Here is a 20,421-nt window from a genome sequence, read left to right on the forward strand (position 1 = left end):
GGTCCCTGGTGCCCACTTATAAAATGTCACACATCATATCGAGGGAGATCCCCGTGACCCGCACCCCCCGCGACCACGCCCGTCCCTGGCGCGGCATCATGGTCGCCACCGCGCTGCCCTTCCGTGACGACCTCACGGTGGACTACGACGCCTACGCCGAGCACGTCCGCTGGCTGATCGACAGCGGCTGCGACGGCGTCGTCCCCAACGGCTCGCTCGGTGAGTACCAGACGCTCACCGCCGAGGAGCGGGCCAGGGTCGTCACCACCGCCGTCGAGGCGGCCGGGGACGGGGCCCGAGTGATGCCCGGCGTGGCGGCCTACGGGAGTGCCGAGTCGCGGCGCTGGGCCGAGCAGGCCGCCGAGGCCGGGGCGGGTTCGGTGCTGCTGCTGCCGCCGAACGCCTACCGGGCCGACCAGGCCGCGGTGCGGGCCCACTACGCCGAGGTGGCCCGGGTCGGGGTGCCGGTCGTCGCCTACAACAACCCGATCGACACCAAGGTCGACCTGGTCCCGCCGCTGCTGGCGCAGCTGCACGCGGACGGCTCGATCGTCGCGGTCAAGGAGTTCTCCGGCGACGTCCGCCGCGGCTACGAGATCGCCGAGCTGGCCCCCGGACTGGACCTGCTGATCGGCGCCGACGACGTCCTGCTGGAGCTGGCCCTGGCCGGGGCGGTCGGCTGGATCGCCGGTTACCCGAACGCGCTGCCCGCCGCCTGCGCCGAGCTGTACCACGCGGCCGTCTCCGGCGACCCGGCCACCGCCGTCCCGCTCTACCGCTCGCTGCACGCGCTGCTGCGCTGGGACTCCAGGACCGAGTTCGTCCAGGCCATCAAGCTCTCCATGGACCTCGCCGGGCGCCCCGGCGGTCCGACCCGCGCCCCGCGCCTGCCGCTCGTCCCGGAGGTCGAGGCCGCGGTGCGCGCCGCGACCGGGAAGGCGCTCGCCGAGGGCCACAAGTAGCCCGTGCCGCAAGGCGGTTCGGGTCGGCCCCGGAGGGGAGCCGGTCCGGCCGCCGGAGGTCCGGACCCGCCGACAGCCGACTGGAGAGAACAACCGCGATGCGGACCCGCCACGTCTTCCACGCCGTCGACTCGCACACCGAGGGCATGCCCACCCGGGTGGTCACCGGGGGCTTCGGCACCATCCCCGGCGCCACCATGGCCGAGCGGCGCACCCACTTCCAGCGGCACCTCGACGAGTTCCGCACGCTGCTGATGTACGAGCCGCGCGGCCACTCCGCGATGAGCGGCGCGATCCTCCAGCCGCCCACCCGGCCGGACGCCGACTTCGGGGTGCTGTACATCGAGGTCTCCGGGCTGCTGCCGATGTGCGGGCACGGCACCATCGGCGTGGCCACCGTGCTGGTGGAGACCGGCATGGTGCCGGTGGTCGAACCGGTCACCACGGTGCGGCTGGACACCCCCGCCGGGCTGGTGGTCGCCGAGGTCCGGGTGGTGGACGGCGCGGCGGTCGGCGTCACCATCCGCAACGTGCCCTCGTACGCGGCGGCGCTGGAGCGGAAGCTGGAGGTGCCCGGGTACGGGACGGTCGGCTACGACCTCGCGTACGGCGGCAACTACTACGCGATCCTGCCGCTGGAACGGCTCGGCCTGCCGTTCGAGCGCGGGCGCAAGGACGAGATCCTGGCCGCCGGGCTGGCCGTGATGGACGCCATCAACGCCGCGGACGGGCACCGGCCGACGCACCCCGAGGACCCGTCCATCCACGGCTGCCACCACGTCCAGCTGCTCGCGCCCGGCTCGGACGCGGTGCACTCCCGGCACGCGATGGCCATCCACCCCGGCTGGTTCGACCGCTCGCCCTGCGGGACGGGCACCTCGGCGCGGATGGCCCAGCTGCACGCGCGCGGCGAGCTGGCGATCGGCGCCGAGTTCCGCAACGACTCCTTCATCGGGACGACCTTCACCGGCCGCCTGGTCGAGGAGACCACCGTCGCCGGGCTGCCCGCCGTCGTCCCGACCGTCACCGGCCGGGCCTGGGTGACCGGCACCGCGCAGTACTTCCTCGACCCGACGGACCCGTTCCCGGCGGGCTTCCTGCTGTAGCGCGCCCGCCCGCCGGGGGTGGTGGCTTTCTGTGCCGTTCCGTCAATTCACGTTCAATGGAAGGTTCCTGAGCATGAGCACCATCGACTCGTACAACCCCGCCGACCCCGGCGACCTGGTGGCCTCGGTGCCGTCGACGGGGGCCGACGGCGTCGCGGCGGCGGTCGCGGGGGCGCGGGAGGCGCAGCGCGGCTGGTGGGCGCTGGGGGCGGCCGGGCGGTCGCTCGCGCTGGGCCGGGCCGCCGCGGCGGTCGAGGCGGCGGCCGAGGAACTGGTCGCGCTGGTGGTGCGCGAGGTCGGCAAGCCGGTGGCCGAGGCGCGCGGCGAGGTGGCCCGCACGGTGGCGATCTGGCGCTACTACGCGCAGGCGCCGTTCGCCGCCTCCGGCGAGGTGCACGAACCGGCCGCCGGCCAGGGCCTGTTGCTGACCCGCCGCCGCCCGCACGGGGTGGCCGGGCTGATCACGCCGTGGAACTTCCCGCTGGCGATCCCGACCTGGAAGGCCGCGCCCGCGCTGGCGGCCGGCAACGCGGTGGTGCTCAAGCCGTCGGCGGAGGCGGTGGCCTGCGCGCTGCGGCTGGCCGAACTCGCGGACCTGCCCGCGGGCGTGCTGACCGTCGTCCCGGGCGGCGCCGAGGAGGGGACGGCGCTGGTCGGGAGCGCGGACGTGGTCTCGTTCACCGGCTCGTCCGGGGTGGGCCGCGCGGTGGTCGCCGGGGCGAGCGGGCGCGGCGTCCCGGTGCAGGCCGAGATGGGCGGCCTGAACGCCGCCCTGGTGCTGCCCGACGCCGACATCGCGCAGGCCGCCGCCCACCTGGCCGCTGCGATCGCCGGGTACGCGGGCCAGAAGTGCACCGCGACCGGCCGGGTGATCGCCGTCGGCGACGCGTACGAGCCGCTGGCCGAGGCGTTGGCCGAGGCGCTCGGACGGACCCCGGCCGCCGACCCGGCCGCCCCGGACACCGTCTGCGGGCCGGTGATCGGCCGGCCGTCGCTGGAGCGGCTGACCGGGGCGATCGACACCGCCCGGGCCGGCGGCGCGACCGTGCTGGCCGGCGGGGCCGGGGCCGACCGGGCGGGCTGGTTCCTGGAGCCGACCCTGCTGGCGGACGTCCCGGCCGGGCACCCGCTGCTGGCGGAGGAGTTCTTCGGCCCGGTCGCGGTGCTGCTGCCCGCCGCCGACCTGGACGAGGCGGTCGCGCTGGCCAACGACACCCGGCACAGCCTGTCCACCTCCGTCCACTCGCGCGCCCTGGACGTGGCGCTGGCCGCCGCGGACCGCCTGGACGCGGGCATGATCCGGATCAACGCGCCCTCCAGCGGCGTCGACTTCCACCTGCCGTTCGGCGGCGCCAAGGGCGCCTCGTACGGCCCCCGCGAGCAGGGGCGGGCCGCGCTCGACTTCTACACCGCCTCGCGCACCGTCAGCGTGCTGCCCGCCGGGGAGTACTGATGGGCCGGGTCTCCACGGTCGACTACCACGCCGCGGGCGAGCCGTTCCGGATCGTCGTCGCCGGGCTGCCGCCGGTGCCCGGCGACACCGTCGCCGAGCGCCGGGCGATCGCGATCGGCGCGGGCGGCAGCGCGACCGCGCCGCGGCCCGGCCCGCTGGACGACGTGCGCCGCCTGCTGACCCGGGAACCGCGCGGGCACGCCGGCACGCACGGCGGGTTCGTCGTCCCCGCGGACGACGGCGAGGCGCACTTCGGCGTCCTGTTCTGGCACCGGGACGGCTACTCGACCGCGTGCGGCCACGGCACCATGGCGCTCGGCGCGTGGGCCGTGGACACCGGCCTGGTCGACGCCCCCGACGACGGCACCGCGCTGGTGCGGATCGACGTCCCCTCCGGCCGGGTCGGCGCCACCGTGCACCGCCGCGGCGGCCGCACCACCGCCGTGACCTTCCGCAACGTGCCGACCCGGGTGCTGGCCCGCAAGGTCGACCTGACCGTGCTCGGACGCCCGGTGGCCGTCGACCTGGCGGACTCCGGCGCGGTCCACGCCTCGCTGCCCGCCGCCGCGCTCGGCCTGTCCGTCGTCCCCGACCGGCTCGCCGACCTGACCGCCGCCGGCCGGGAGGTCCGCGCCGCGCTGGCGGGCCACCCGGTGCTCGCCGACCACCGCGACGGCCTCCACGGCGTCATCCTGTACGACGAACTGCCCGACACCCCGTCCGGCCCGCACCAGCGCAACGTCACCGTCTTCGCCGACGGCCGGATCGACCGCTCCCCGTGCGGCTCCGGCACCTCCGCCCGCCTCGCCCTGCTCGCCGACGACGGCGCCCTCGCTCCGGGTCGCACCCTGCGGCACGACTCGGTCATCGGCACCACCTTCACCGGCCGGGTCCGCGCCCCGCAGGACGGCGCGGTCGTCACCGAGGTCACCGGCGCGGCCCACCGCACCGGCGAGCACCGCTTCGTCCTCGACCCCGAGGACACCCTGGGCCCGGGGTTCCTGCTGTGACCGTCGGGGCGGTGGCCGTCGGGGCGGTGGCCGTCGGGGCGGTGGCCGTCGGGGTCGAGCACCTGGAGCCGACCCTCGGCCACCTCGCCGCCGTCGACGCGCTGGAGCGGGCGCTGCGGGGCGGGCCGGACGTGGAGGGGTGCCCGGCGCGGGCGAGCGGGCCCGTACCGGCGGGGGAGCTGCTGCTGATGCCCGCGGCGGCCGGGGGTTCGCCGGGGTGAAGGCCGCGGGGGCGGCGCCCGGGAACCCGGGGGCCGGGCTGCCGCGGATCGCCGGGGCGGACCTGCGGTTCGACGGGCCCGCGCGGCGGCCGGTCGCGCTGCTGGACGGGGCGGCGCTGACCGTGCTGCGCACGCCCGCGGTCACCGCGCCGGCGCTGCGGGCGCCGGCGGCGCCGGACCCGCGGGAGCCGGTGGTGTTCGGGGCCGGGCCGCGGGCGGTGGGGCACGTGGCGGCGCTGCGGGCGGTGCCGCCCGGGCTGGAGCGGGTCACCGTGGTGGCGCGGCGGCCGGGGCCCGCGGGGGAGGTGGCGGCGTACGCGGCCGGGTTCGGCCTGGCCGCGGCGCCGTCGGCGGGCCGGAGGCGGTCGCCGGGGCGGACCTGGTGGTGGGCTGCACCACCGCCCGCACCCCGCTGTTCGACGGCCGGCTGGTGCCGGACCGGGCGGCGGTCGCGGCGGTCGGCTCGCACGAGCCGGACGTCTGCGAGGTGGACGCCCGCCCGGTGGGCCGGGCCGACCTGCTCGTGGAGGCCCGGGCGGTCGCGCTGCGCGAGGCCGGGGACCTGCTGATGGCGGGGGCCGGGCCGGAGCGGCTGGTGAATCCGGTGGAACTGGTGACGGGCGGGGTTGCCGTCGGCCATGATCGTCCCAGGCTCTTCAAGAGCGTCGGCACGGCGTGGCAGGATCTGGCGGTGGCGGCGGCGCAGTACGTGCGGCGGGCGGTGTCGGGGCCGGGGTCGACGGCGGTGGCGGTGGCGGTGTCGGTGGCGGGGTAGCGCGGCGCGGGGTGGTCCGGGCGGGCGGCGCGGCGACACGGACAGTCACGACCGAAGGCCGGGCGTCCGCTCTCCGCAACGTGACATTGTACAATGGGGTCCTGTTGAACCTCCGGAGGAACACCATGGCCGACCTCAAGCCCCGCAACCTCATCTCCGTCCAGGAGCGGCTGCGCGACCAGGTCGCCCACGCCCTGCGTGCGGCACTCATCTCCGGTGAGCTGCGCCCCGGGGTGGTCTACTCCGCCCCGACCCTGGCCGCCGACTTCGGGGTCTCCGCCACCCCCGTCCGCGAGGCGATGCTCGACCTGACCCGGGAGGGGCTGGTCGAGGCGGTCCGCAACAAGGGCTTCCGGGTCACCGAGCTCTCCGACCGGGACCTCGACGAGTACACCGAGATCCGCGCCCTGATCGAGGTCCCCACCGTCGGCCGGGTCGCCCGGATCGCCACCGCCGAACAGTTGGAGGCGCTGCGCCCGCAGGCCGTGGCGATCGTCGAGGCCGCCCGCGAGCACGACCTGATCGGCTACCTGGAGGCCGACCGCCAGTTCCACCTCGACCTGCTCGCGCTGGCCGGCAACGCCCGCCTGGTCGAGACCGTGGGCGACCTGCGCAAGCGCTCCCGGCTGTACGGCCTCAACCGGCTCGACCAGCAGGGCGAGCTGGTCAGCTCCGCCGAGGAGCACCTGGAACTGCTGGACGTGCTGCTGACCGGCGACGCGGACGCCGCCGAGGCGTGCATGACCCGCCACCTCGGCCACGTCCGCCACCTGTGGGCGGCCGGCGACCGGACCGAACCGGCCGAGCCGGAGAACGCGCTGCGGCTGCCCGCCCGCTGACGGTCCGTCAGGTGTGCGGGACGCGCGCGGTGCGGCTGCGGGCGGAGTGGCCCAGTTCCGGGCCCAGCCCGAAGTAGTGCCGGAAGTTGTACACCAGCGGGCTCCACGCGGCCGGGTCCACGTAGTCGGTGCCGGGCACCATGACCGCCTCCGTCGCGTGCGTCCGCCGGACCCGCGCCTCCACCAGCCGGAACTCCCCGGTGGCGTCCGGCCGCAGGTCCACCACCTCGGCCTCCAGGTGCAGCGGGCACTCGGCGACCCGCGGCGCGGCGACGGTCTGCCCGGGCAGCGCGGTCAGGCCCGCGCGGGCGAACTTGTCCCGGACGAACACCGGGCCGTCCGGCGTCTCCGGCGTCTCCGCTCCGTCCGGCGCGTCCGGTCCGCCGGGGGCGTCCGGGCGTCCCGTGGTACCGCCGAGCCGCTCCACCCGCCGCCACAGCTCCGGCCCCGGCACGTTCACCACCAGCTCCGGGCGGGCCGCCAGGTTGCGCGCCGTCCAGCCGTTGCGGCCGAGGCCCAGCACCACCGTGCGGTGCAGCGCCCAGGCCGAGGAGATCGGCGCGAGGTTCGCCGAACCGTCCGGGTTGACGCTGCTCAGCAGCACCACCGGGGTGCCGAAGTACAGGACGTGCGGCTCGATGACGCGGTGGGAGGGGGCCGGGGGAAGGTCGTTTCGCATGCCGCCGACCGTAGGACCGGGACGCTTCGGCCCGCGCCGAAGCGTCCGCCCGGCAGGATGGACGGATGGACACCCCGACCGGCACCCGCTCCCTCGCCGCGACGGCGGCCCTGCTCGCCGACCCGACCCGGGCCGCGTTCTGCCTCGCCCTGCTGGACGGCCGCGCCTGGACGGCCGGCGAACTCGCCCGCCGCGCCGGGGTCGCGGCCCCCACCGCCACCGGCCACCTCAACCGGCTGGTCGGCGCCGGACTGCTCGCCGAGGAGCGCCAGGGCCGCCACCGCTACCTGCGGCTGTCCGGCCCGGCCGCCGCCGAACTGGTCGAGGCACTGGCCCAGTTCGGCGTCCGGGACGCCCCCGCGCCGCCCGCCCGCTCGCTGCGCACCGCCCGGCAGCAGGGCGAACTCGCCCGCGCCCGCACCTGCTACGACCACCTCGCCGGGGCGCTCGGCGTCGCCGTCACCGACGCGATGACCGCCCGCGGCCTGCTCGACGACCGCAACGGGCTCTCCCTCACCGCCGCCGGGGCCGACTGGCTCGCCGCGACCGGCATCACCGTCCGCCCCGGCCGCCGCCCCGCCGTCCGGCCCTGCCTGGACTTCACCGAGCGCCGCCCGCACCTGGCGGGCGCCGTCGGCGCGGCGCTCTGCCGGCACGCGGTGGACGCCGGCTGGGTGCTGCGGCGCCCGGACAGCCGGGCGCTGCGGGTCACGGAGGGCGGGCGGGCGGCGCTGCGCGGGCTGCTGGGGGTGGAGTGCTGACCGGTCGGCTCCCCGGGTGGTTCCCCGGGCGGCCGGGGCGGTGCCGGGTGCTCAGCCGGTCAGGCGGCCGTCGTGCATCTCCAGGACCCGGTCGACCCGGCCCAGCAGGTCGCGGTCGTGGGTGACCATCACGGTGGCGGTGCGGTGGGCGCGGGTCACCTCCGCGAGCAGTTCGACCACCTGGGCGCCGCGTTCGTGGTCCAGCGCCGAGGTCGGCTCGTCCACCAGCAGCACCGAGGGGCTGCCGAACAGCGCGCGGGCGATGTTCACCCGCTGGCGCTCGCCGCCCGACAGCTGGTGCGGGCGGCGGCGCTGCTTGCCGCCCGCCAGGCCGACCGACTCCAGCAGCTCCTCGGCCCGGCGGCGGGCCCGCTCCGGGCGGCGACCGCGCACCGACTCCAGGACCAGCAGCTGCTCGACGGCGGTCAGCGAGGCCAGCAGGTTGGACTGCTGGAAGACGATGCCCAGCCGCTCGCGGCGCAGCGCGGTGCGTTCGCGCTCGCCCAGCGCGCCCGCGTCCACGCCGTCCACCAGCACCCGGCCGCGGTCCGGGCGCAGCAGCGTCGCGGCGACCGCCAGCAGGCTGGACTTGCCGGAGCCGGAGGGCCCCGCGACGGCGGCGAACTCGCCCGGGGCGACGGTCAGTTCGACGTCGTCCAGGGCGGTCAGCCGACTCTCGCCGTCCGGGTAGCTGAGCGTCACGCCGTGCAGCGCGAGGCCGGTGCGGACGGCGGCGGCAGCGGTGGAGGCGGGGGTGGCGGGGGTGGCGGGGACGGTCACGGGGGGCTCCTGCGGGACGGGGGCGGGACGGGGGGTCATCGGTGGGCGCCCAGCGCGGCCAGCGGGTCGACGGCGGTGATCCGGCGCACCGCGAGGGCCGCGCCCAGCAGGCCCAGCAGCACCATCGCGCCGACCGGGACGGCGACCGTCCACACGCCCACGTCGAACGGCACCGCCGCGGAGGCGAACGCCCCGCCGGTCGCGCCCAGCGCCCCGCCGAGCAGCGCGCCCGCCAGCAGGACGGCCGCCGCCTGGGCCAGCGCGTCGCGCACCAGGTAGCCGCTGGAGGCGCCGACGGCCTTGAGCACCGCGATGTCCGGGCGGCGCTGCACCGTCCACACCGTGAAGAACGCGCCGACCACCAGGGCGCTCACCGCGAACAGGAAGCCCTGGATCAGCCGCAGGCTGCCCTGCTCGGCCGCGTACCCGTCGATCCCGGACAGCGCGTCGCCCAGCGGGACGGCCAGCAGGTCGGCGGGCAGGCCGTGCGGGGTGCCGCGCACCGCCAGCGCCGTGGGCTGGTGCTGGCCGGAGACCTGCTGCCAGGTCTCCGGGGTGGTCCACACGCTCGGCGCGTGCGACAGGGAGCGCTGCGCGGTGACCGCCGAGACGGTCAACTGCCGCGCGCCCACGGTGACCCGGCTGCCCGGGGCCAGGTGGTACGCGGCGGCGGTGTCGGCGCCGACCGCGAGTTCGCCGTCCGCCGGGGCGGCGCCCGCGACCAGGGGCGGCAGCAGCGCCGGATCGGTGCCCAGCACGCTCACCGCGGCCGCCCCGCCGTCCGCCGTCAGCCGGCTCATCGCCACGCCCAGCGGGTGCACCGCGCCCGCCCCCGCCGCCGCCACCGCGTCCCGCTGGGCCGGCGAGACCGTGCTGGCCGCGAACGACGCCTCCGCCGGACCGCCCGCCGGGGCGCCGAACACCACGCCGTCCGCCGGGAGTTCGGCGATCGCCGAGGACGCCGCCGAGGCCAGGCCGCCGGTCAGGCCGTACAGGAACACCACCAGGGTGGTGATCAGGGTGACCACCGCGCCCATCAGGGCGAACCGCCCACGGGCGAAACGGATGTCACGCAGAGCGACGAACACGGGAGACCTTTCGGAGGGACGGAGGAGCGGACCACTCCAGACTGGTCCGCGGCGGCCCCGCCGCCATCGGGGAGACGGACGGAGCCGCCACCCGCCGAGGGGTGCACCCGGAAATCCATCGAACGGTTGATGCCGCGGCGCGGTCCGGGGCCGCCACCGCCCCGTACCCTCGGAAGGCGTGCCCCGTACCGAACCGCCGCCGCCCCCGCCGCAGGCCCCGTCGCAGGCCGAGTCGGCGGCCGGGCCGCACGCCTCGCCACATGCCGCAGCGCACGCCGCGCCACATGCCGCGCCGGCCGGCCCGACGCCCGCGCTGCGGCTGGCCAACCTCGCCGTGCACGGCCTGTTCCTCGCCCTGCTCGCCGTGCTGCTGGCCCGGGCCGCCGCCGACGGCGCGCTCGGCGCGGGCGGCTGGGCCACCGCCGGCACGCTGGCGGCGCTGTACGCGGCGGGCGGGGCGGTGCGGCCGGTCCGCGCCTCGCGCGCCCTGGGCGGCGCCTGGCTGCTGGCCGTCGCCCTGCTGTGGATCGGACTGACCCTGCGGCACCCCGAGTTCAGCTACCTCGCCTTCCCGCTGTACTTCGGCTGCCTGCACGTGCTGCCGCCGCGCCTCGCCCTGCCCGCCGTGGCCGCGCTCACCGCCGCCGTCCTCGCCGCCCAGGCCACCACCCCCGGCGGGCTCACCACCGCCAAGGTGCTCGGCCCGCTGGCCGGCGCCGCCGTCGCGCTGCTCACCGCGTACGGCTACGCCGCCCTCTACCGGGAGAGCCGGGCCCGCCAGCGGCTGATCGAGGACCTGGTCCGCACCCGCGACGAACTCGCCGCCAGCCAGCGCGAGGCCGGCCGCCTCGCCGAACGCCAGCGCCTGGCCCGGGAGATCCACGACACCCTGGCCCAGGGCCTGGCCGGCATCGTGCTGCTGGCCCGCGAGGCCCGGGGCGCCGCCGACCTCCCGGCCGCCGCCCCGCTGCTCGGCGAGATCGAACGCACCGCCTCCGCCAACCTGGCCGAGGCCCGCCGCTTCGTCCACGCCCTCACCCCGCCCGCGCTCGACGGCACCACCCTCCCCGACGCGCTGCGCCGCCTCGCCGACGGCGCCGGAGCCGCCTTCCACCGCGACGGCGACCCGTACCCGCTGCCGGTCGAGGCCGAGGTCGCCCTGCTGCGCCTCACCCAGGAGGCCCTGGCCAACGCCGTCCGGCACGCCGCCGCCGCGCACGTCGCCGTCACCCTCGGCTACCTCGACGACGCCGTCACCCTCGACGTCTACGACGACGGCACCGGCTTCGACCCCGCCACCGCGCCCGCCCCCGACTCCTTCGGCCTGCACGGCATGCACGAGCGCATCGCCGCCCTCGGCGGCACCCTCACCGTCGAGTCCGCCCCCGGCGAGGGCACCGCCGTCGCCGCGGCGCTCCCGCTGCGCGCCGTCGACCAGCCCGCGGCGCCCGCGTCCGGCCCCGGCGTGCCCGCACCCGGCCCCGGCGGCCCCGCCGTCGAACGCCCGCCGGGCAGCGCGCGGCGGGCGGCCGGGCGGTTCCTGCCCGCGGGGGTGCGGCGGTGATCCGGGTGCTGGTGGTGGACGACCACCCGGTGGTCCGGCGCGGACTGCGCGCCGTGGTCGAGGACCTGCCGGAGGCCACCGCCGTCGGCGAGGCCGCGGACGGCGCCGCCGCGCTCGCCCTGCTCGCCGAACTGCCCGCCGGGCAGCGCCCCGACGTCGTCCTGATGGACCTCCAGATGGGCTCCGGCATGCACGGCGTCGAGGCCACCCGCCGGATCACCGCGCTGCCCGACCCGCCCGCCGTCCTGGTCCTCACCACCTACTCCACCGACGCCGACATCCTCGCCGCCGTCGAGGCCGGGGCCACCGGCTACCTGCTCAAGGACGCCCCGCCCGAGGACCTCGCCGCCGCCATCCGGGCCACCGCCCGGGGCGAGACCGTCCTCGCCCCGCCCGTCGCCGCCCGGCTGCTCGGCCGCGTCCGGGCGGGCCGGCCCTCGCTCTCCCCGCGCGAGGCGGAGATCCTCCAACTCCTCGCCGAGGGCCTGCCGAACCGGCGGATCTCCCGGCGCCTCTTCATCAGCGAAGCCACCGTCAAGACCCACCTGGTGCACATCTACGACAAACTCGGCGTCGACTCCCGCACCTCCGCCGTCGCGGCCGGCCTCGCGGCCGGGCTGATCCGCGCCGCGGAACGCTGAGCGGGCGCCGACCCGGGCAGGGGCCGGGCCGGGCGCCGACCCGGGTGGGGACCCGACCGGAGCGGGCCGGGAATGTCGGGTGCGGGGGGCGGGCCCCGCCTAGGGTCGGTGGCAAGGAAAGGGAAGGGGAACGGGGTTGCTGGAGCGGTTGAACCAGGCGATGGACCACGTCGAGGAGCACCTCGACCGGAGACTGGAGGTGGCCGAGCTGGCCCGGATCACCGCCACCTCGGAGTACCACTTCCGGCGGCTGTTCTCCTCGCTGGCGGGGATGCCGCTGTCGGAGTACGTGCGGCGCCGGCGGCTGACCGTCGCGGCGGCCGAGGTGCTGGCCGGGGAGCCGTCGCTGCTGGACGTCGCGGTGCGCTACGGCTACGGCTCCGGGGAGTCCTTCGCCCGGGCGTTCCGGGCCCTGCACGGGGTCGGCCCCGGGGAAGCCCGGCGCTCCGGGGCGGTGCTGAACGCGCAGCCCCGGCTCTCCTTCCGTCTCGTCGTCGAAGGGAGTGCCACCATGCGGTACCGCATCGTGGAGAAGGAAGCGTTCCGGGTGGTGGGCCGCAAGGCCCGGGTCCCGTTGGTCCACGAGGGCGTCAACCCGCACATCGCCGAGCACGTCCGGGGCATCCCGGCGGAGACCGTGCGGCGGATCACCGCCCTGTCCGACCAGGACCCGCAGGGCCTGGTCGCGGCGACCGTGCGGCTGCCGGAGGAGGGCCCGGACGGCCTGGACGGCTTCGCGGAGGGCAGCCTGCTCGACTACTACCACGCGGTGGTCAGCGGCGCGGACGCGGACGACCTGCCCGCCGACCTCGACGTGCTGGACTGCCCCGCCGGCAGCTGGGCGGTGTTCGAGAACACCGGGCCGTTCCCGCAGGCGCTGCAGCAGCTGTGGGCCGAGGTGGCGGCCCGGTGGATGCCGTCCAACCCGTACGAGTACCGGCCCGGCCCGGAGATCCTGCGGGTCCGGCCGGTGCCGGACGGTCCGGGGGAGTCCTCCGCGCAGCTGTGGATACCGGTGGCGCGGACCCCCGGCTGACCCGCCCCTGCGGAGCGGGCTGCGGAAACGGGGGCGGGGGGCGGGGTGGGGAAGGCGTCGATGCGCCGCTGCCTCGCGCGCGAGGAGGACATCCTCGCCACCCTGCCGGAGTCCACCGTCGAGCCCCCGCTGCCGACGGCCACCGTGCCCCTCGCCCGTCCCGGGGGCGGACCGGCCGCACCCTGCCCTGACGGTGGGGCGGGGGCGGCCGGGGGCGGGGTGGGTCAGGCGAACTGGCCGGGCACGTAGTCGCCGGCGGGCTGCTGGATGATCACGTTGATCCGGTTGTAGGTGTTGATCAGGGCGATCAGGCCGACCAGCGCGGCCAGCTGCTCCTCGTCGTAGTGCTTGGCGGCCTCCGCCCAGGCGTCGTCGCTGACCCCGCCCGCGGCGTCCGCGATCCGGGTGCCCTGCTCGGCGAGTTCCAGCGCGGCGCGCTCGGCCTCGGTGAAGACCTTGGCCTCGCGCCAGGCGGCGACCAGGTTGAGCCGCTGCTGGGTCTCCCCGGCGTGCGCGGCGTCCTTGGTGTGCATGTCGGTGCAGAAACCGCAGCCGTTGATCTGGCTGGCGCGGATCTTCACCAGCTCCTGGGTCGACATCGGGAGCGCCGACAGGCCCAGGGCGTGGCCGGCCGAGTTGATGTACTTCAGGAACTTCGCGCCGAGCGGGTTGGCGAAGTAGTCGAGGCGTGCGTCCATGGTGGTGGCTCCTTGTTCTTCGAACGGTCGTCGCGTGCTTTCGAAGGTCTGACCCCGCGGCCGTCCCCGATGTGACAGCCCTCGGGTGTGACGCCCGTCACGCTATCGGCGGGCCCGCGTTCCACCGCGCAGGCGGCTCGGATTCACAGAAGACGCACACGAAGAACCCTTCCCGCGCCAGGGAGGTCTCCCCGCACTCCGGGCAACGCCGGAACACCGCCGCGTACGTGAACCCGCCCGGGTGCCGCACCCCGGCCCGCTCCAGCGCCGCCGCGACGGCCGGCCGGCACGCGGTGTCCGGGCAGTAGCCGGTCGACGGGTTCGACATCTCCACCGCGCGGTGGCCGCCGTCCGCCGCCCGCGCGAACTCCACCTCACCCGCGCCCGGCACCGCCCCGCCGCCCGCGCACGCCACGTGCTCGCTGCGCCGGTCCGCCGGCCGCAGCACCCCGTCCGTCCCGACCGTGCAGGTGAACGGCCCGGCCGGGGCGGGCTGCCGCCCGAGCCGGTCGGACAGTTGCGCGGCCGAGGCGACCGGGGTGCCCGGCGGCGCGTCGCGGGCCGCGGCGCGGATGACCGGCGGGCCGACGTGGCGGTAGGCGGTCGGAGGCGCCGCCCGCCTGCCCCGGTCGGTGTCCACCACGTGCCTCCCGCCTGTCGGAACATTCGCGCCGTGGTGGCAGGCCGGGGGGTGGTGCGGGGCGGCGTAGGGTGGCGGGCGGGGGGCGGTGGAGGGAGCGCGGGATGGGTGCGGAGTGGGCGGTGCCGGTGGTCGTGGCGCCGATGGCGGGTGGGGCGGGGACCCCCGAGTTGGTGGCTGCCGTGAACGGGGCCGGGGGGCTCGGGTTCCTCGCGGCGGGGTACCGCAGTGCCGAGGGGGTGCGCCAACAGGTGCAGAGGGCGCGGGAGTTGACGGACCGGCCGATCGGCGTGAACCTGTTCGTCCCCGGGCCGCCCGCACCGTCCGGGGCGGTGGACGCCTACCGGGAGCGGCTGCGGCCCGAGGCGCTGCGGTGGGGGGTCGAACTGCCCGCCGAGATCCCGGCCGACCGCGACGACTGGGACGCCAAGGTCGAACTGCTGCTGCGCGACCCGGTCGACTGGGTGTCGTACACCTTCGGGCTGCCCGAACCGGCCGAGGCCGCCGCCGTCCGGGCCGCCGGCATCCGGCAGGTCGGCACCGTGACCAGCCCCGCGGAAGCCCGGGCCGCGACCGCGCTCGGCCTCGACGCGCTCGTCGTCCAGGGCCCGGAGGCCGGCGGGCACCGCGGTACGCACCGCGCCGAGGACCCGCCCGGGACGCTTCCGCTGCTCGAACTCCTGGCCGCCGTACGGGAGGTGACCGCGCTGCCGCTGATCGCCGCGGGCGGGCTGGGGGACGGGGCGGCGATCGCCGCGGCGCTCGGGGCCGGTGCGGCGGCCGTGCAGCTCGGCACCGCGTACCTGCGCACCGCGGAGTCCGGGGCGTCCGCCGCGCACCGCCGGGCCCTGGTCGAACTGGACGCCACCACCGTCACCCGGGCCTTCACCGGCCGCCCGGCGCGCGGGCTGCGCAACGCGTTCACCGACCGCCACGAGGGGCACGCCCCGGCGGCGTACCCGGAGGTGCACCACCTCACCCAGCCGCTCAGGGCGGCCGCGGGCCGCCGCGGCGACCTGGCGGCGATGCACCTGTGGGCGGGCACCGCCCACCGCCGGGCCCGCACGGGCGGGGCGGCGGACGTCACCCGCGACCTGTGGCGGGACGCGCTGCGCGCGGGGTGAGAGCGGGGGCGGCGGGGCGTCGGCGGCTCAGTCGAACCGGATGTGTCGGGCCCCCGTCCAGGCCCGGCGCAGGCGCCCGCGCAGCGCGCCGTCGGTGTTCGGCGCGAGCGCCAGCCCGCAGGCGGCGGCGATCCGGTCGGCGACCTGCGGGACGCTGAGGCGGTCGGTCCACAGGTGCGCGGCGAACTCGTCCCCGCGCAGGCGCTCCAGGCACAGGTCGAGCTTCGCCACGGCGAAGCTCTCCCGGCGCAGCGGGGCGTCCTTCCCGGCGAGGAGCCCCACGGCGTGCCCGAAGCCACGCTCGCGCAGTCGGCGGAGCACCGTCCCGCGCTCGGCCAGCAGCGCGAAGTGCCGGACGTCGTGGCCGCGTTCGCGCAGCCGGCCGACGGTCTCGCGGAAGTACGCGGGCTCCACGACCGTCATCGGCACGATCACCGTCCCGTCGTGCCCGGTGAGGGCGCGGTCCAGCACCTCGTACACGCCCTGCCGCCAGGCGGGGAGGTCCTGGAAGTCCCCGCGCAGGGCGGGGGGCGTCATCCGGTGCAGGCCGAAGCCCACGTGCTCGGGGTCGCAGACGACGCTGCCGGCCAGCCGCCGCCGGAGCTCGTGCGCGGTCTGCGTCTTCCCGCCGCCGAAGGGCCCGTTGATCCACAGGAGCATGCCCCGGACTCTACTGCGGGCCCCGGGGGAGGCGGCTCAGCCGAGCAGGTCGCCCATCCAGGATTCGACGGCGTCGGGTTCGCGGGGGAGGGCGTGGGACATCAGGCGGGCCCCGTCGGCGGTGATGACGAGGTCGTCCTCGATGCGGACGCCGAGGCCGCGCAGTTCGGGCGGGAGGGTGAGGTCGTCGGGCTGGAGGTAGAGGCCGGGTTCGACGGTGAGGACCATGCCCTCCTCGAGGACGCCGTCCAGGTACGTCCCGGCGCGGGCCTTCGCGCAGTCGTGCACGTCGAGGCCGAGCATGTGGCCGCTGCCGCAGAGGGTGTAGCGCCGGTAGAGGCCGGAGTCCTCCCGGAGGGCCTCCTCGGCGGGGACCGGCAGCAGGCCCCAGGCGGCCAGGCCCTCGGCGATGACGCGCATGCCGGCCCGGTGGAACGCGCGGAAGGAGGCGCCGGGGCGCAGGGTGGCGATGGCGGCGTCCTGGGCGGCCAGGACGAGTTGGTAGACGTCGCGCTGGGCGGGGGCGAAGGTGCCGGAGAGCGGGAGGGTGCGGGTGAGGTCGGCGGTGTAGAGGGTGTCTGTCTCCACGCCGGCGTCGAGCAGTAGCAGCTCCGAGGCGTCCAGCGGGCCGTCGTTGCGGATCCAGTGCAGGACGCAGGCGTGCGCGCCGGAGGCGACGATGGTCTCGTAGCCGGTGCCGTTGCCCTCGGCGCGGGCGCGGGCGTTGAAGGCGCCTTCGAGCACGCGTTCGCCGCGGTGGTGGCGCAGGGCGGCGGGCAGGGCGCGGACGACGTCGGCGAACCCGGCGGTGGTGTGGTCGACGGAGAGCTGGAGCTGCTCGACCTCCCAGGCGTCCTTGACCAGGCGCAGTTCGGAGAGCGCGGCGGCCAGCCGGCCGTCGGGGGCGGCGTGTGCGGCGGCCGGGCGGCCGGCCAGGGCGTCGAGCACCGGGTCGACGCCGGACAGCACCCGGGTGGGGACGCTGCCGGTGAACAGCTCGGGCAGGTCGTCGAGGTGGGCGGTGCGCAGGCCGGTGAGCCGGGCGGCCTCGCCCAGGTCGGCGCGCCGGCCGACCCAGAACTCGCCGTAGCGGCGGTCGCGGTAGAACTCGCCGGAGCCGCCGGAGCGGTCGGAGCGGGGGCGCAGGTACAGGACGGGTTCGCCGTCCGGTTCGACCACCAGGACGTGGCCGACCTGCTCCTCGCCGGTCAGGCCGGTGAGGTGGGCGTAGGCGCTGTGCGGGCGGAAGCGGTGGTCGCAGTCGTTGCTGCGGACCTTCAACTGCCCGGCGGGGACGAGCAGCCGCTCGCCGGGGAAGGCGGCGGCGAGCCGGGCGCGGCGGCCCGGGAAGTGGGCGTACCCGGGGACGCGCGCGTCGGCGGGCAGCGGGGTGGCGGCCCACTGGCCGGTCATGTGGGCGGCCAGGGCGGGGCTGACGGGGAGGTCGTGGCTGCCGGTGTTCAGGGCGGGCTGGTCGGTCATCGGCGGGGGCTCCTCCGAGGTGGTCCGGGCGGTCCGGGCGGTCCGGGTGTGCGGTGGTGACGGGCCGGCCGACTCGCCGCACAGTGAAATTTCACATTGCCACGTTACCTGTCACACCTCATACCGGGCCAGACCTCCGGGCGGGACGCATCCCCGCCTAACGGCAGACCGTCCGCTGCCTCGCTGCCCCGCCGCCCCCGGGCGCGGGCCCCGGTCGGCGGGACGGAGCCGTCCGTCCGCGTTCCCACCGGGGGCCTGCTCGCCCTGCGCAGGTCACACCTCCAGGTCGGCCTCGATCCGCTTCAACTGGTGCCGGGCCATCGCCAGGTTGGCCCGGTTGCGGTCCAGTGCCAGGTACAGGAACAGGCCCTTGCCGGTGCGCGAGGTCAGCGGCCGGATCAGGTGGTACTGGGTGGAGAGGCTGATCAGGATGTCCTCGATCGCCTCGTTCAGGTTGAGCAGCTCCATCGCGCGCAGCTTGGCCCGCACCACGTCGGTGTTGCCCGCGGCCGCGACGTTGAGGTCCAGCTCCGCGCTGCCGCCGACGGTGCCCAGCGCCATACCGCTGTTGTAGTCGACCAGGGCGACGCCGATGGTGCCCTCGATCGCGCTCATGATGTCCTTGAGGGCGGTTTCCACAGCAGCCATTTTTTCCAAGTACCTCTTCCGTGAAAGGAATTGACGACTCGTCAGCTCTTTGGAGCGACGGGTGTACCGCAGGGTGGGAGGGGCGTCCGGGGTCAGAAGGTCGTCCGGTCGAGGTCGGTGTCGGCCAGGGCCGCTATCCGCGCCCCGGCCCGACGGGCCTCTAGGTGCAGCCGGCCCACGTTGGCCTGTGGACCGGCCAGCAGGGTCAGCACCGTGTACGCGCCGGCCGCGTACGTCGCGGTGTAGCCGCGCTCGCCGCGGGTGATCAGCTCCCGGAAGGCGCCCTGCCCGGTCGCCTCGGTCAGCCGGGAACCCACGCCCAGCGCGGCCGCGGTCAGCGCGGCCACGCCCTCCGGCTCCAGCGCGGGCGCGTCGTGCGCCACCACCAGGCCGTCGATGGTGGCCACCAGCGACCCGGTCAGGTGCGGGATCCTCGCCCGCAGGCCCCGCAGTTCGGCCTGCACCTCGGCCTCCGGCAGCACGGGGGTCCTCCTCGCGGTCAGTTGTCGAAAGGTCCGCTTCATGACGGGGTCGGCGGGACGGGACGGGCGGGCGGGGCGGTCACAGGGCCTCCAGAGCGGCGCGTAGTCGGAGCAGCAGGCCCACCTCCGGGTCCGAGGAGTCGTGGGAGCGCGGACCGGGCGGCAGCAGCACGTCCGGTGGCGCGGCTTGCGGCACGGCGGCCGGGGGCGGGTCGGGGACGGCGGCCGGCCGCGGGGCCGCGAGCAGCCCCGCCGCGGCCAACTGCCGGACGTCCAGCAGCGTGCCGTAGGTGGAGCGCCCCAGCAGCCGGGCCAGCTCGGGCGCGGTGCGGGTACCGTCGGCCGCGGCCAGCAGCGCCTGCCGTCGGCGGCGCGGCACCGCGGTGCGGCGGGTCGGGGCGGCGCCGGTGGCCCGCAGCGGCGCCCGGTCCAGCTCGGCGGACGGCCAGCAGCCGTCCAGCAGCGAGCGGCGGCGGCCGATCGCGCCGCGCAGCTCCAGCACCGAGAGCGGGCGGGCCAGCCGGAACGCCGGGCGGGCGACCGGGTCGAAGCGCAACTCGCCGTCGTGCTGGGCGAGCGCGTCCTGCGCGCCGTCCAAGGTGGCGGCCAGCCGGGCGAGTTCGAGTTCGCCCGGGCCGATCAGACCGCTGCCCACCAGGTACTCGGCGTGCCGTCCGGCCCCCAGCAGCAGGCTGTTCTCCCACTCGCGCAGGGTGATCCGCCCGGCCCCGGTCAGCAGGTGGCCGACGGTCGCCGCGCCCGGCGCCTCGGCGTGCACCACCAGGCCGCCGGACAGGTGCACCGCGCCGTCCGGGCCGTGCAGGGCGCCGGTGGAGCCGTCGGCGGCGAGGTCGGTCAGCGCGGCCTCGAAGGTGGTGGCGGGCGCGCAGCTGGAGCGCCGGCGGCGCGGCAGCGGCGCCGCGTGGGCCCGCGGCCGGACGGCCGGTTGTTCGGCGGCCGGGGGCTCGGCGGCCGGGGGCTCGGCGGCCACCGGTCCGGCGTCCCGCTGTTCGGCGCCCTGCACTCCGGTGCCCTGCGGTTCGGCGGGCCGGTCGGCGGTCAGGTACGGGCCGGGGACCTCGGCGGCGTGGCCGAACGGCCCGGCGGCGGGGGCGAGTCGGTGCACCGAGACCGGTGAGGCCACCAGCAGCGGCGGCACGGACGGCATCGGCGGGACGACCGGCGCGACCGAAGCGACCGGGACGGACGGGAGCGAGGGCACGGGCGGTTGCGGTGCCGGGGCGAGGGTGTCGGTGGGCCACATCAGGAGAGCACCAGCCGGTCGGCGACGGCGGCCAGCCGCAGTCGGGCCATCGCCAGGTTGGCGTGTTCCCGGTCCAGCCGCAGGTAGAGGAAGACGTTGGCGTCGAAGGACGCGGGGACGAAGCGCAGCAGGTGGTAGTGGGCCCCGGAGGTGACGATGACGTCCTCGGCGGGCGGCGCGCCGGTGTCCGGGTCGGCGAACGAGGGGGTCTGGGTGACCGCCCGGGCGAGTTCGGTGGCGTCGGCCGCACCGACCTCGTGGTCGCCGTCGGGGCCGAGACCGGCGGTGCCTATGGCCAGGCCGTTGGTCCAGTCGACCAGGCTGACCCCCAGGGCGCCGGTGATCCCCATGGCTTCCGCAAGGCACTCCTCGATCCCGGACACGAACCGCGTTCCCTCCCCACCGTGCGGGCACGGTGCGTCGCCGTCACCGCCTTCACCTGCGGTAGTCTGACCAGGACGCAACGCTACCGGCGTCGCCACGGGAGAGCGAGACTTTCGGTCATATC

23 protein-coding genes and 1 pseudogene are annotated in these 20,421 nt (G+C 76.9%); 13 read left to right on the forward strand and 11 right to left on the reverse strand.

Annotation, left to right across the window (positions count from 1 at the left end):
- Positions 1-23 precede the first annotated feature (23 nt).
- From ACIP60_RS03740 to ACIP60_RS03775, 8 genes and pseudogenes are all read left to right on the forward strand, one after another.
- Positions 24-962 (forward strand): dihydrodipicolinate synthase family protein, encoded by a 939-nt coding sequence (locus ACIP60_RS03740; protein WP_400679622.1) that lies wholly within the window; start codon positions 24-26, stop codon positions 960-962.
- Positions 963-1,060: 98 nt separating this feature from the next.
- Entirely contained in the window at positions 1,061-2,068 is a 1,008-nt protein-coding gene (locus ACIP60_RS03745) for a proline racemase family protein (RefSeq protein WP_400679624.1), read from the forward strand.
- 73 nt (positions 2,069-2,141) lie between these two features.
- Entirely contained in the window at positions 2,142-3,521 is a 1,380-nt protein-coding gene (locus tag ACIP60_RS03750) for an aldehyde dehydrogenase family protein (RefSeq protein ID WP_400679626.1), read from the forward strand.
- The gene (locus tag ACIP60_RS03755) at positions 3,521-4,531 is read left to right on the forward strand and encodes a proline racemase family protein (RefSeq protein ID WP_400679628.1); all 1,011 of its coding nucleotides are present in this window, start codon (positions 3,521-3,523) and stop codon (positions 4,529-4,531) included. Before ACIP60_RS03750 ends, ACIP60_RS03755 begins: the two co-directional genes overlap by 1 nt.
- On the forward strand, positions 4,528-4,752 hold the full coding sequence (locus tag ACIP60_RS03760; RefSeq protein ID WP_400679631.1) for a hypothetical protein: 225 nt from the start codon (positions 4,528-4,530) through the stop codon (positions 4,750-4,752). The genes ACIP60_RS03755 and ACIP60_RS03760 overlap by 4 nt, the downstream gene beginning before the upstream one ends.
- Positions 4,749-5,024 (forward strand): annotated as a pseudogene (locus ACIP60_RS03765) (ornithine cyclodeaminase family protein); the annotation flags it as partial. The gene ACIP60_RS03760 and the pseudogene ACIP60_RS03765, both read left to right, overlap by 4 nt.
- A 113-nt stretch (positions 5,025-5,137) precedes the next feature.
- Positions 5,138-5,527, forward strand: a complete 390-nt coding sequence (locus ACIP60_RS03770; RefSeq protein ID WP_400679632.1) for a hypothetical protein — start codon at positions 5,138-5,140, stop codon at positions 5,525-5,527.
- A gap of 125 nt (positions 5,528-5,652) precedes the next feature.
- A complete protein-coding gene (locus ACIP60_RS03775; RefSeq protein ID WP_400679928.1) occupies positions 5,653-6,366 on the forward strand; it encodes a GntR family transcriptional regulator in 714 nt (237 codons plus the stop codon).
- 7 nt (positions 6,367-6,373) lie between these two features.
- Here the strand turns inward: ACIP60_RS03775 and ACIP60_RS03780 are convergent, their stop codons facing one another.
- Positions 6,374-7,045 carry a flavin reductase family protein gene (locus ACIP60_RS03780; protein ID WP_400679633.1) on the reverse strand — a complete coding sequence of 224 codons (672 nt, stop codon included), beginning with the start codon at positions 7,043-7,045 and terminating at the stop codon, positions 6,374-6,376.
- A 65-nt stretch (positions 7,046-7,110) separates the two neighbouring features.
- On the opposite strand from ACIP60_RS03780, the gene ACIP60_RS03785 reads away from it, so the two are divergent.
- Positions 7,111-7,806, forward strand: a complete 696-nt coding sequence (locus ACIP60_RS03785; protein WP_400679635.1) for a winged helix-turn-helix domain-containing protein — start codon at positions 7,111-7,113, stop codon at positions 7,804-7,806.
- 51 nt (positions 7,807-7,857) lie between these two features.
- Here ACIP60_RS03785 and ACIP60_RS03790 read toward each other — a convergent pair whose 3' ends face one another.
- Positions 7,858-8,517: an ABC transporter ATP-binding protein gene (locus ACIP60_RS03790; RefSeq protein WP_400679931.1), complete on the reverse strand. Its 660-nt coding sequence runs from the start codon at positions 8,515-8,517 to the stop codon at positions 7,858-7,860.
- Positions 8,518-8,621: 104 nt separating this feature from the next.
- The gene (locus ACIP60_RS03795; protein ID WP_400679637.1) at positions 8,622-9,674 is read right to left on the reverse strand and encodes an FtsX-like permease family protein; all 1,053 of its coding nucleotides are present in this window, start codon (positions 9,672-9,674) and stop codon (positions 8,622-8,624) included.
- Between the two features lie 178 nt (positions 9,675-9,852).
- On the opposite strand from ACIP60_RS03795, the gene ACIP60_RS03800 reads away from it, so the two are divergent.
- From ACIP60_RS03800 to ACIP60_RS03810, 3 genes are all read left to right on the forward strand, one after another.
- Positions 9,853-11,238: a sensor histidine kinase gene (locus ACIP60_RS03800; RefSeq protein ID WP_400679638.1), complete on the forward strand. Its 1,386-nt coding sequence runs from the start codon at positions 9,853-9,855 to the stop codon at positions 11,236-11,238.
- Positions 11,235-11,879: a response regulator gene (locus ACIP60_RS03805; protein WP_400679640.1), complete on the forward strand. Its 645-nt coding sequence runs from the start codon at positions 11,235-11,237 to the stop codon at positions 11,877-11,879. The genes ACIP60_RS03800 and ACIP60_RS03805 overlap by 4 nt, the downstream gene beginning before the upstream one ends.
- 136 nt (positions 11,880-12,015) lie before the next feature.
- Positions 12,016-12,915: a helix-turn-helix domain-containing protein gene (locus tag ACIP60_RS03810; protein WP_400679642.1), complete on the forward strand. Its 900-nt coding sequence runs from the start codon at positions 12,016-12,018 to the stop codon at positions 12,913-12,915.
- Positions 12,916-13,139: 224 nt separating this feature from the next.
- Here ACIP60_RS03810 and ACIP60_RS03815 read toward each other — a convergent pair whose 3' ends face one another.
- Complete coding sequence (locus ACIP60_RS03815; RefSeq protein WP_400679645.1) at positions 13,140-13,613, reverse strand: carboxymuconolactone decarboxylase family protein; 474 nt, start codon at positions 13,611-13,613, stop codon at positions 13,140-13,142.
- A 97-nt stretch (positions 13,614-13,710) separates the two neighbouring features.
- Positions 13,711-14,253: a hypothetical protein gene (locus tag ACIP60_RS03820; RefSeq protein ID WP_400679647.1), complete on the reverse strand. Its 543-nt coding sequence runs from the start codon at positions 14,251-14,253 to the stop codon at positions 13,711-13,713.
- 104 nt (positions 14,254-14,357) lie between these two features.
- On the opposite strand from ACIP60_RS03820, the gene ACIP60_RS03825 reads away from it, so the two are divergent.
- Positions 14,358-15,377: a nitronate monooxygenase gene (locus tag ACIP60_RS03825; protein WP_400679649.1), complete on the forward strand. Its 1,020-nt coding sequence runs from the start codon at positions 14,358-14,360 to the stop codon at positions 15,375-15,377.
- A 27-nt stretch (positions 15,378-15,404) separates the two neighbouring features.
- Here ACIP60_RS03825 and ACIP60_RS03830 read toward each other — a convergent pair whose 3' ends face one another.
- The 6 genes from ACIP60_RS03830 to ACIP60_RS03855 form a co-directional block, all read right to left on the reverse strand.
- Positions 15,405-16,037 carry an AAA family ATPase gene (locus tag ACIP60_RS03830; protein WP_400679651.1) on the reverse strand — a complete coding sequence of 211 codons (633 nt, stop codon included), beginning with the start codon at positions 16,035-16,037 and terminating at the stop codon, positions 15,405-15,407.
- A gap of 36 nt (positions 16,038-16,073) precedes the next feature.
- Complete coding sequence (locus tag ACIP60_RS03835; protein WP_400679653.1) at positions 16,074-17,519, reverse strand: aminopeptidase P family protein; 1,446 nt, start codon at positions 17,517-17,519, stop codon at positions 16,074-16,076.
- 273 nt (positions 17,520-17,792) lie between these two features.
- Complete coding sequence (locus ACIP60_RS03840; RefSeq protein ID WP_400679656.1) at positions 17,793-18,167, reverse strand: hypothetical protein; 375 nt, start codon at positions 18,165-18,167, stop codon at positions 17,793-17,795.
- A 92-nt stretch (positions 18,168-18,259) separates the two neighbouring features.
- Positions 18,260-18,649 (reverse strand): roadblock/LC7 domain-containing protein, encoded by a 390-nt coding sequence (locus ACIP60_RS03845; protein ID WP_111552065.1) that lies wholly within the window; start codon positions 18,647-18,649, stop codon positions 18,260-18,262.
- 79 nt (positions 18,650-18,728) lie between these two features.
- A complete protein-coding gene (locus ACIP60_RS03850) occupies positions 18,729-19,913 on the reverse strand; it encodes a hypothetical protein (protein ID WP_400679658.1) in 1,185 nt (394 codons plus the stop codon).
- Positions 19,913-20,296: a hypothetical protein gene (locus tag ACIP60_RS03855; RefSeq protein WP_100839275.1), complete on the reverse strand. Its 384-nt coding sequence runs from the start codon at positions 20,294-20,296 to the stop codon at positions 19,913-19,915. The genes ACIP60_RS03850 and ACIP60_RS03855 overlap by 1 nt, the downstream gene beginning before the upstream one ends.
- Between the last annotated feature and the right edge of the window lie 125 nt (positions 20,297-20,421).

This window comes from Kitasatospora sp. NPDC088783, assembly GCF_044750705.1.
In the GTDB taxonomy this organism is placed as follows: domain Bacteria; phylum Actinomycetota; class Actinomycetes; order Streptomycetales; family Streptomycetaceae; genus Kitasatospora; species Kitasatospora fiedleri.

Bases quoted from the DNA above. Each gene is read 5' to 3' on its own strand.
- ACIP60_RS03775 (WP_400679928.1), top strand. From the start codon at position 5,653: ATGGCCGACCTCAAGCCCCGCAACCTCATCTCCGTCCAGGAGCGGCTG.
- ACIP60_RS03850 (WP_400679658.1), bottom strand. From the start codon at position 19,913: ATGTGGCCCACCGACACCCTCGCCCCGGCACCGCAACCGCCCGTGCCC.
- ACIP60_RS03825 (WP_400679649.1), top strand. From the start codon at position 14,358: ATGGGTGCGGAGTGGGCGGTGCCGGTGGTCGTGGCGCCGATGGCGGGT.
- ACIP60_RS03785 (WP_400679635.1), top strand. From the start codon at position 7,111: ATGGACACCCCGACCGGCACCCGCTCCCTCGCCGCGACGGCGGCCCTG.
- ACIP60_RS03750 (WP_400679626.1), top strand. From the start codon at position 2,142: ATGAGCACCATCGACTCGTACAACCCCGCCGACCCCGGCGACCTGGTG.
- ACIP60_RS03745 (WP_400679624.1), top strand. From the start codon at position 1,061: ATGCGGACCCGCCACGTCTTCCACGCCGTCGACTCGCACACCGAGGGC.
- ACIP60_RS03755 (WP_400679628.1), top strand. From the start codon at position 3,521: ATGGGCCGGGTCTCCACGGTCGACTACCACGCCGCGGGCGAGCCGTTC.
- ACIP60_RS03815 (WP_400679645.1), bottom strand. From the start codon at position 13,613: ATGGACGCACGCCTCGACTACTTCGCCAACCCGCTCGGCGCGAAGTTC.
- ACIP60_RS03830 (WP_400679651.1), bottom strand. From the start codon at position 16,037: ATGCTCCTGTGGATCAACGGGCCCTTCGGCGGCGGGAAGACGCAGACC.
- ACIP60_RS03835 (WP_400679653.1), bottom strand. From the start codon at position 17,519: ATGACCGACCAGCCCGCCCTGAACACCGGCAGCCACGACCTCCCCGTC.
- ACIP60_RS03740 (WP_400679622.1), top strand. From the start codon at position 24: ATGTCACACATCATATCGAGGGAGATCCCCGTGACCCGCACCCCCCGC.
- ACIP60_RS03840 (WP_400679656.1), bottom strand. From the start codon at position 18,167: ATGGCTGCTGTGGAAACCGCCCTCAAGGACATCATGAGCGCGATCGAG.
- ACIP60_RS03780 (WP_400679633.1), bottom strand. From the start codon at position 7,045: ATGCGAAACGACCTTCCCCCGGCCCCCTCCCACCGCGTCATCGAGCCG.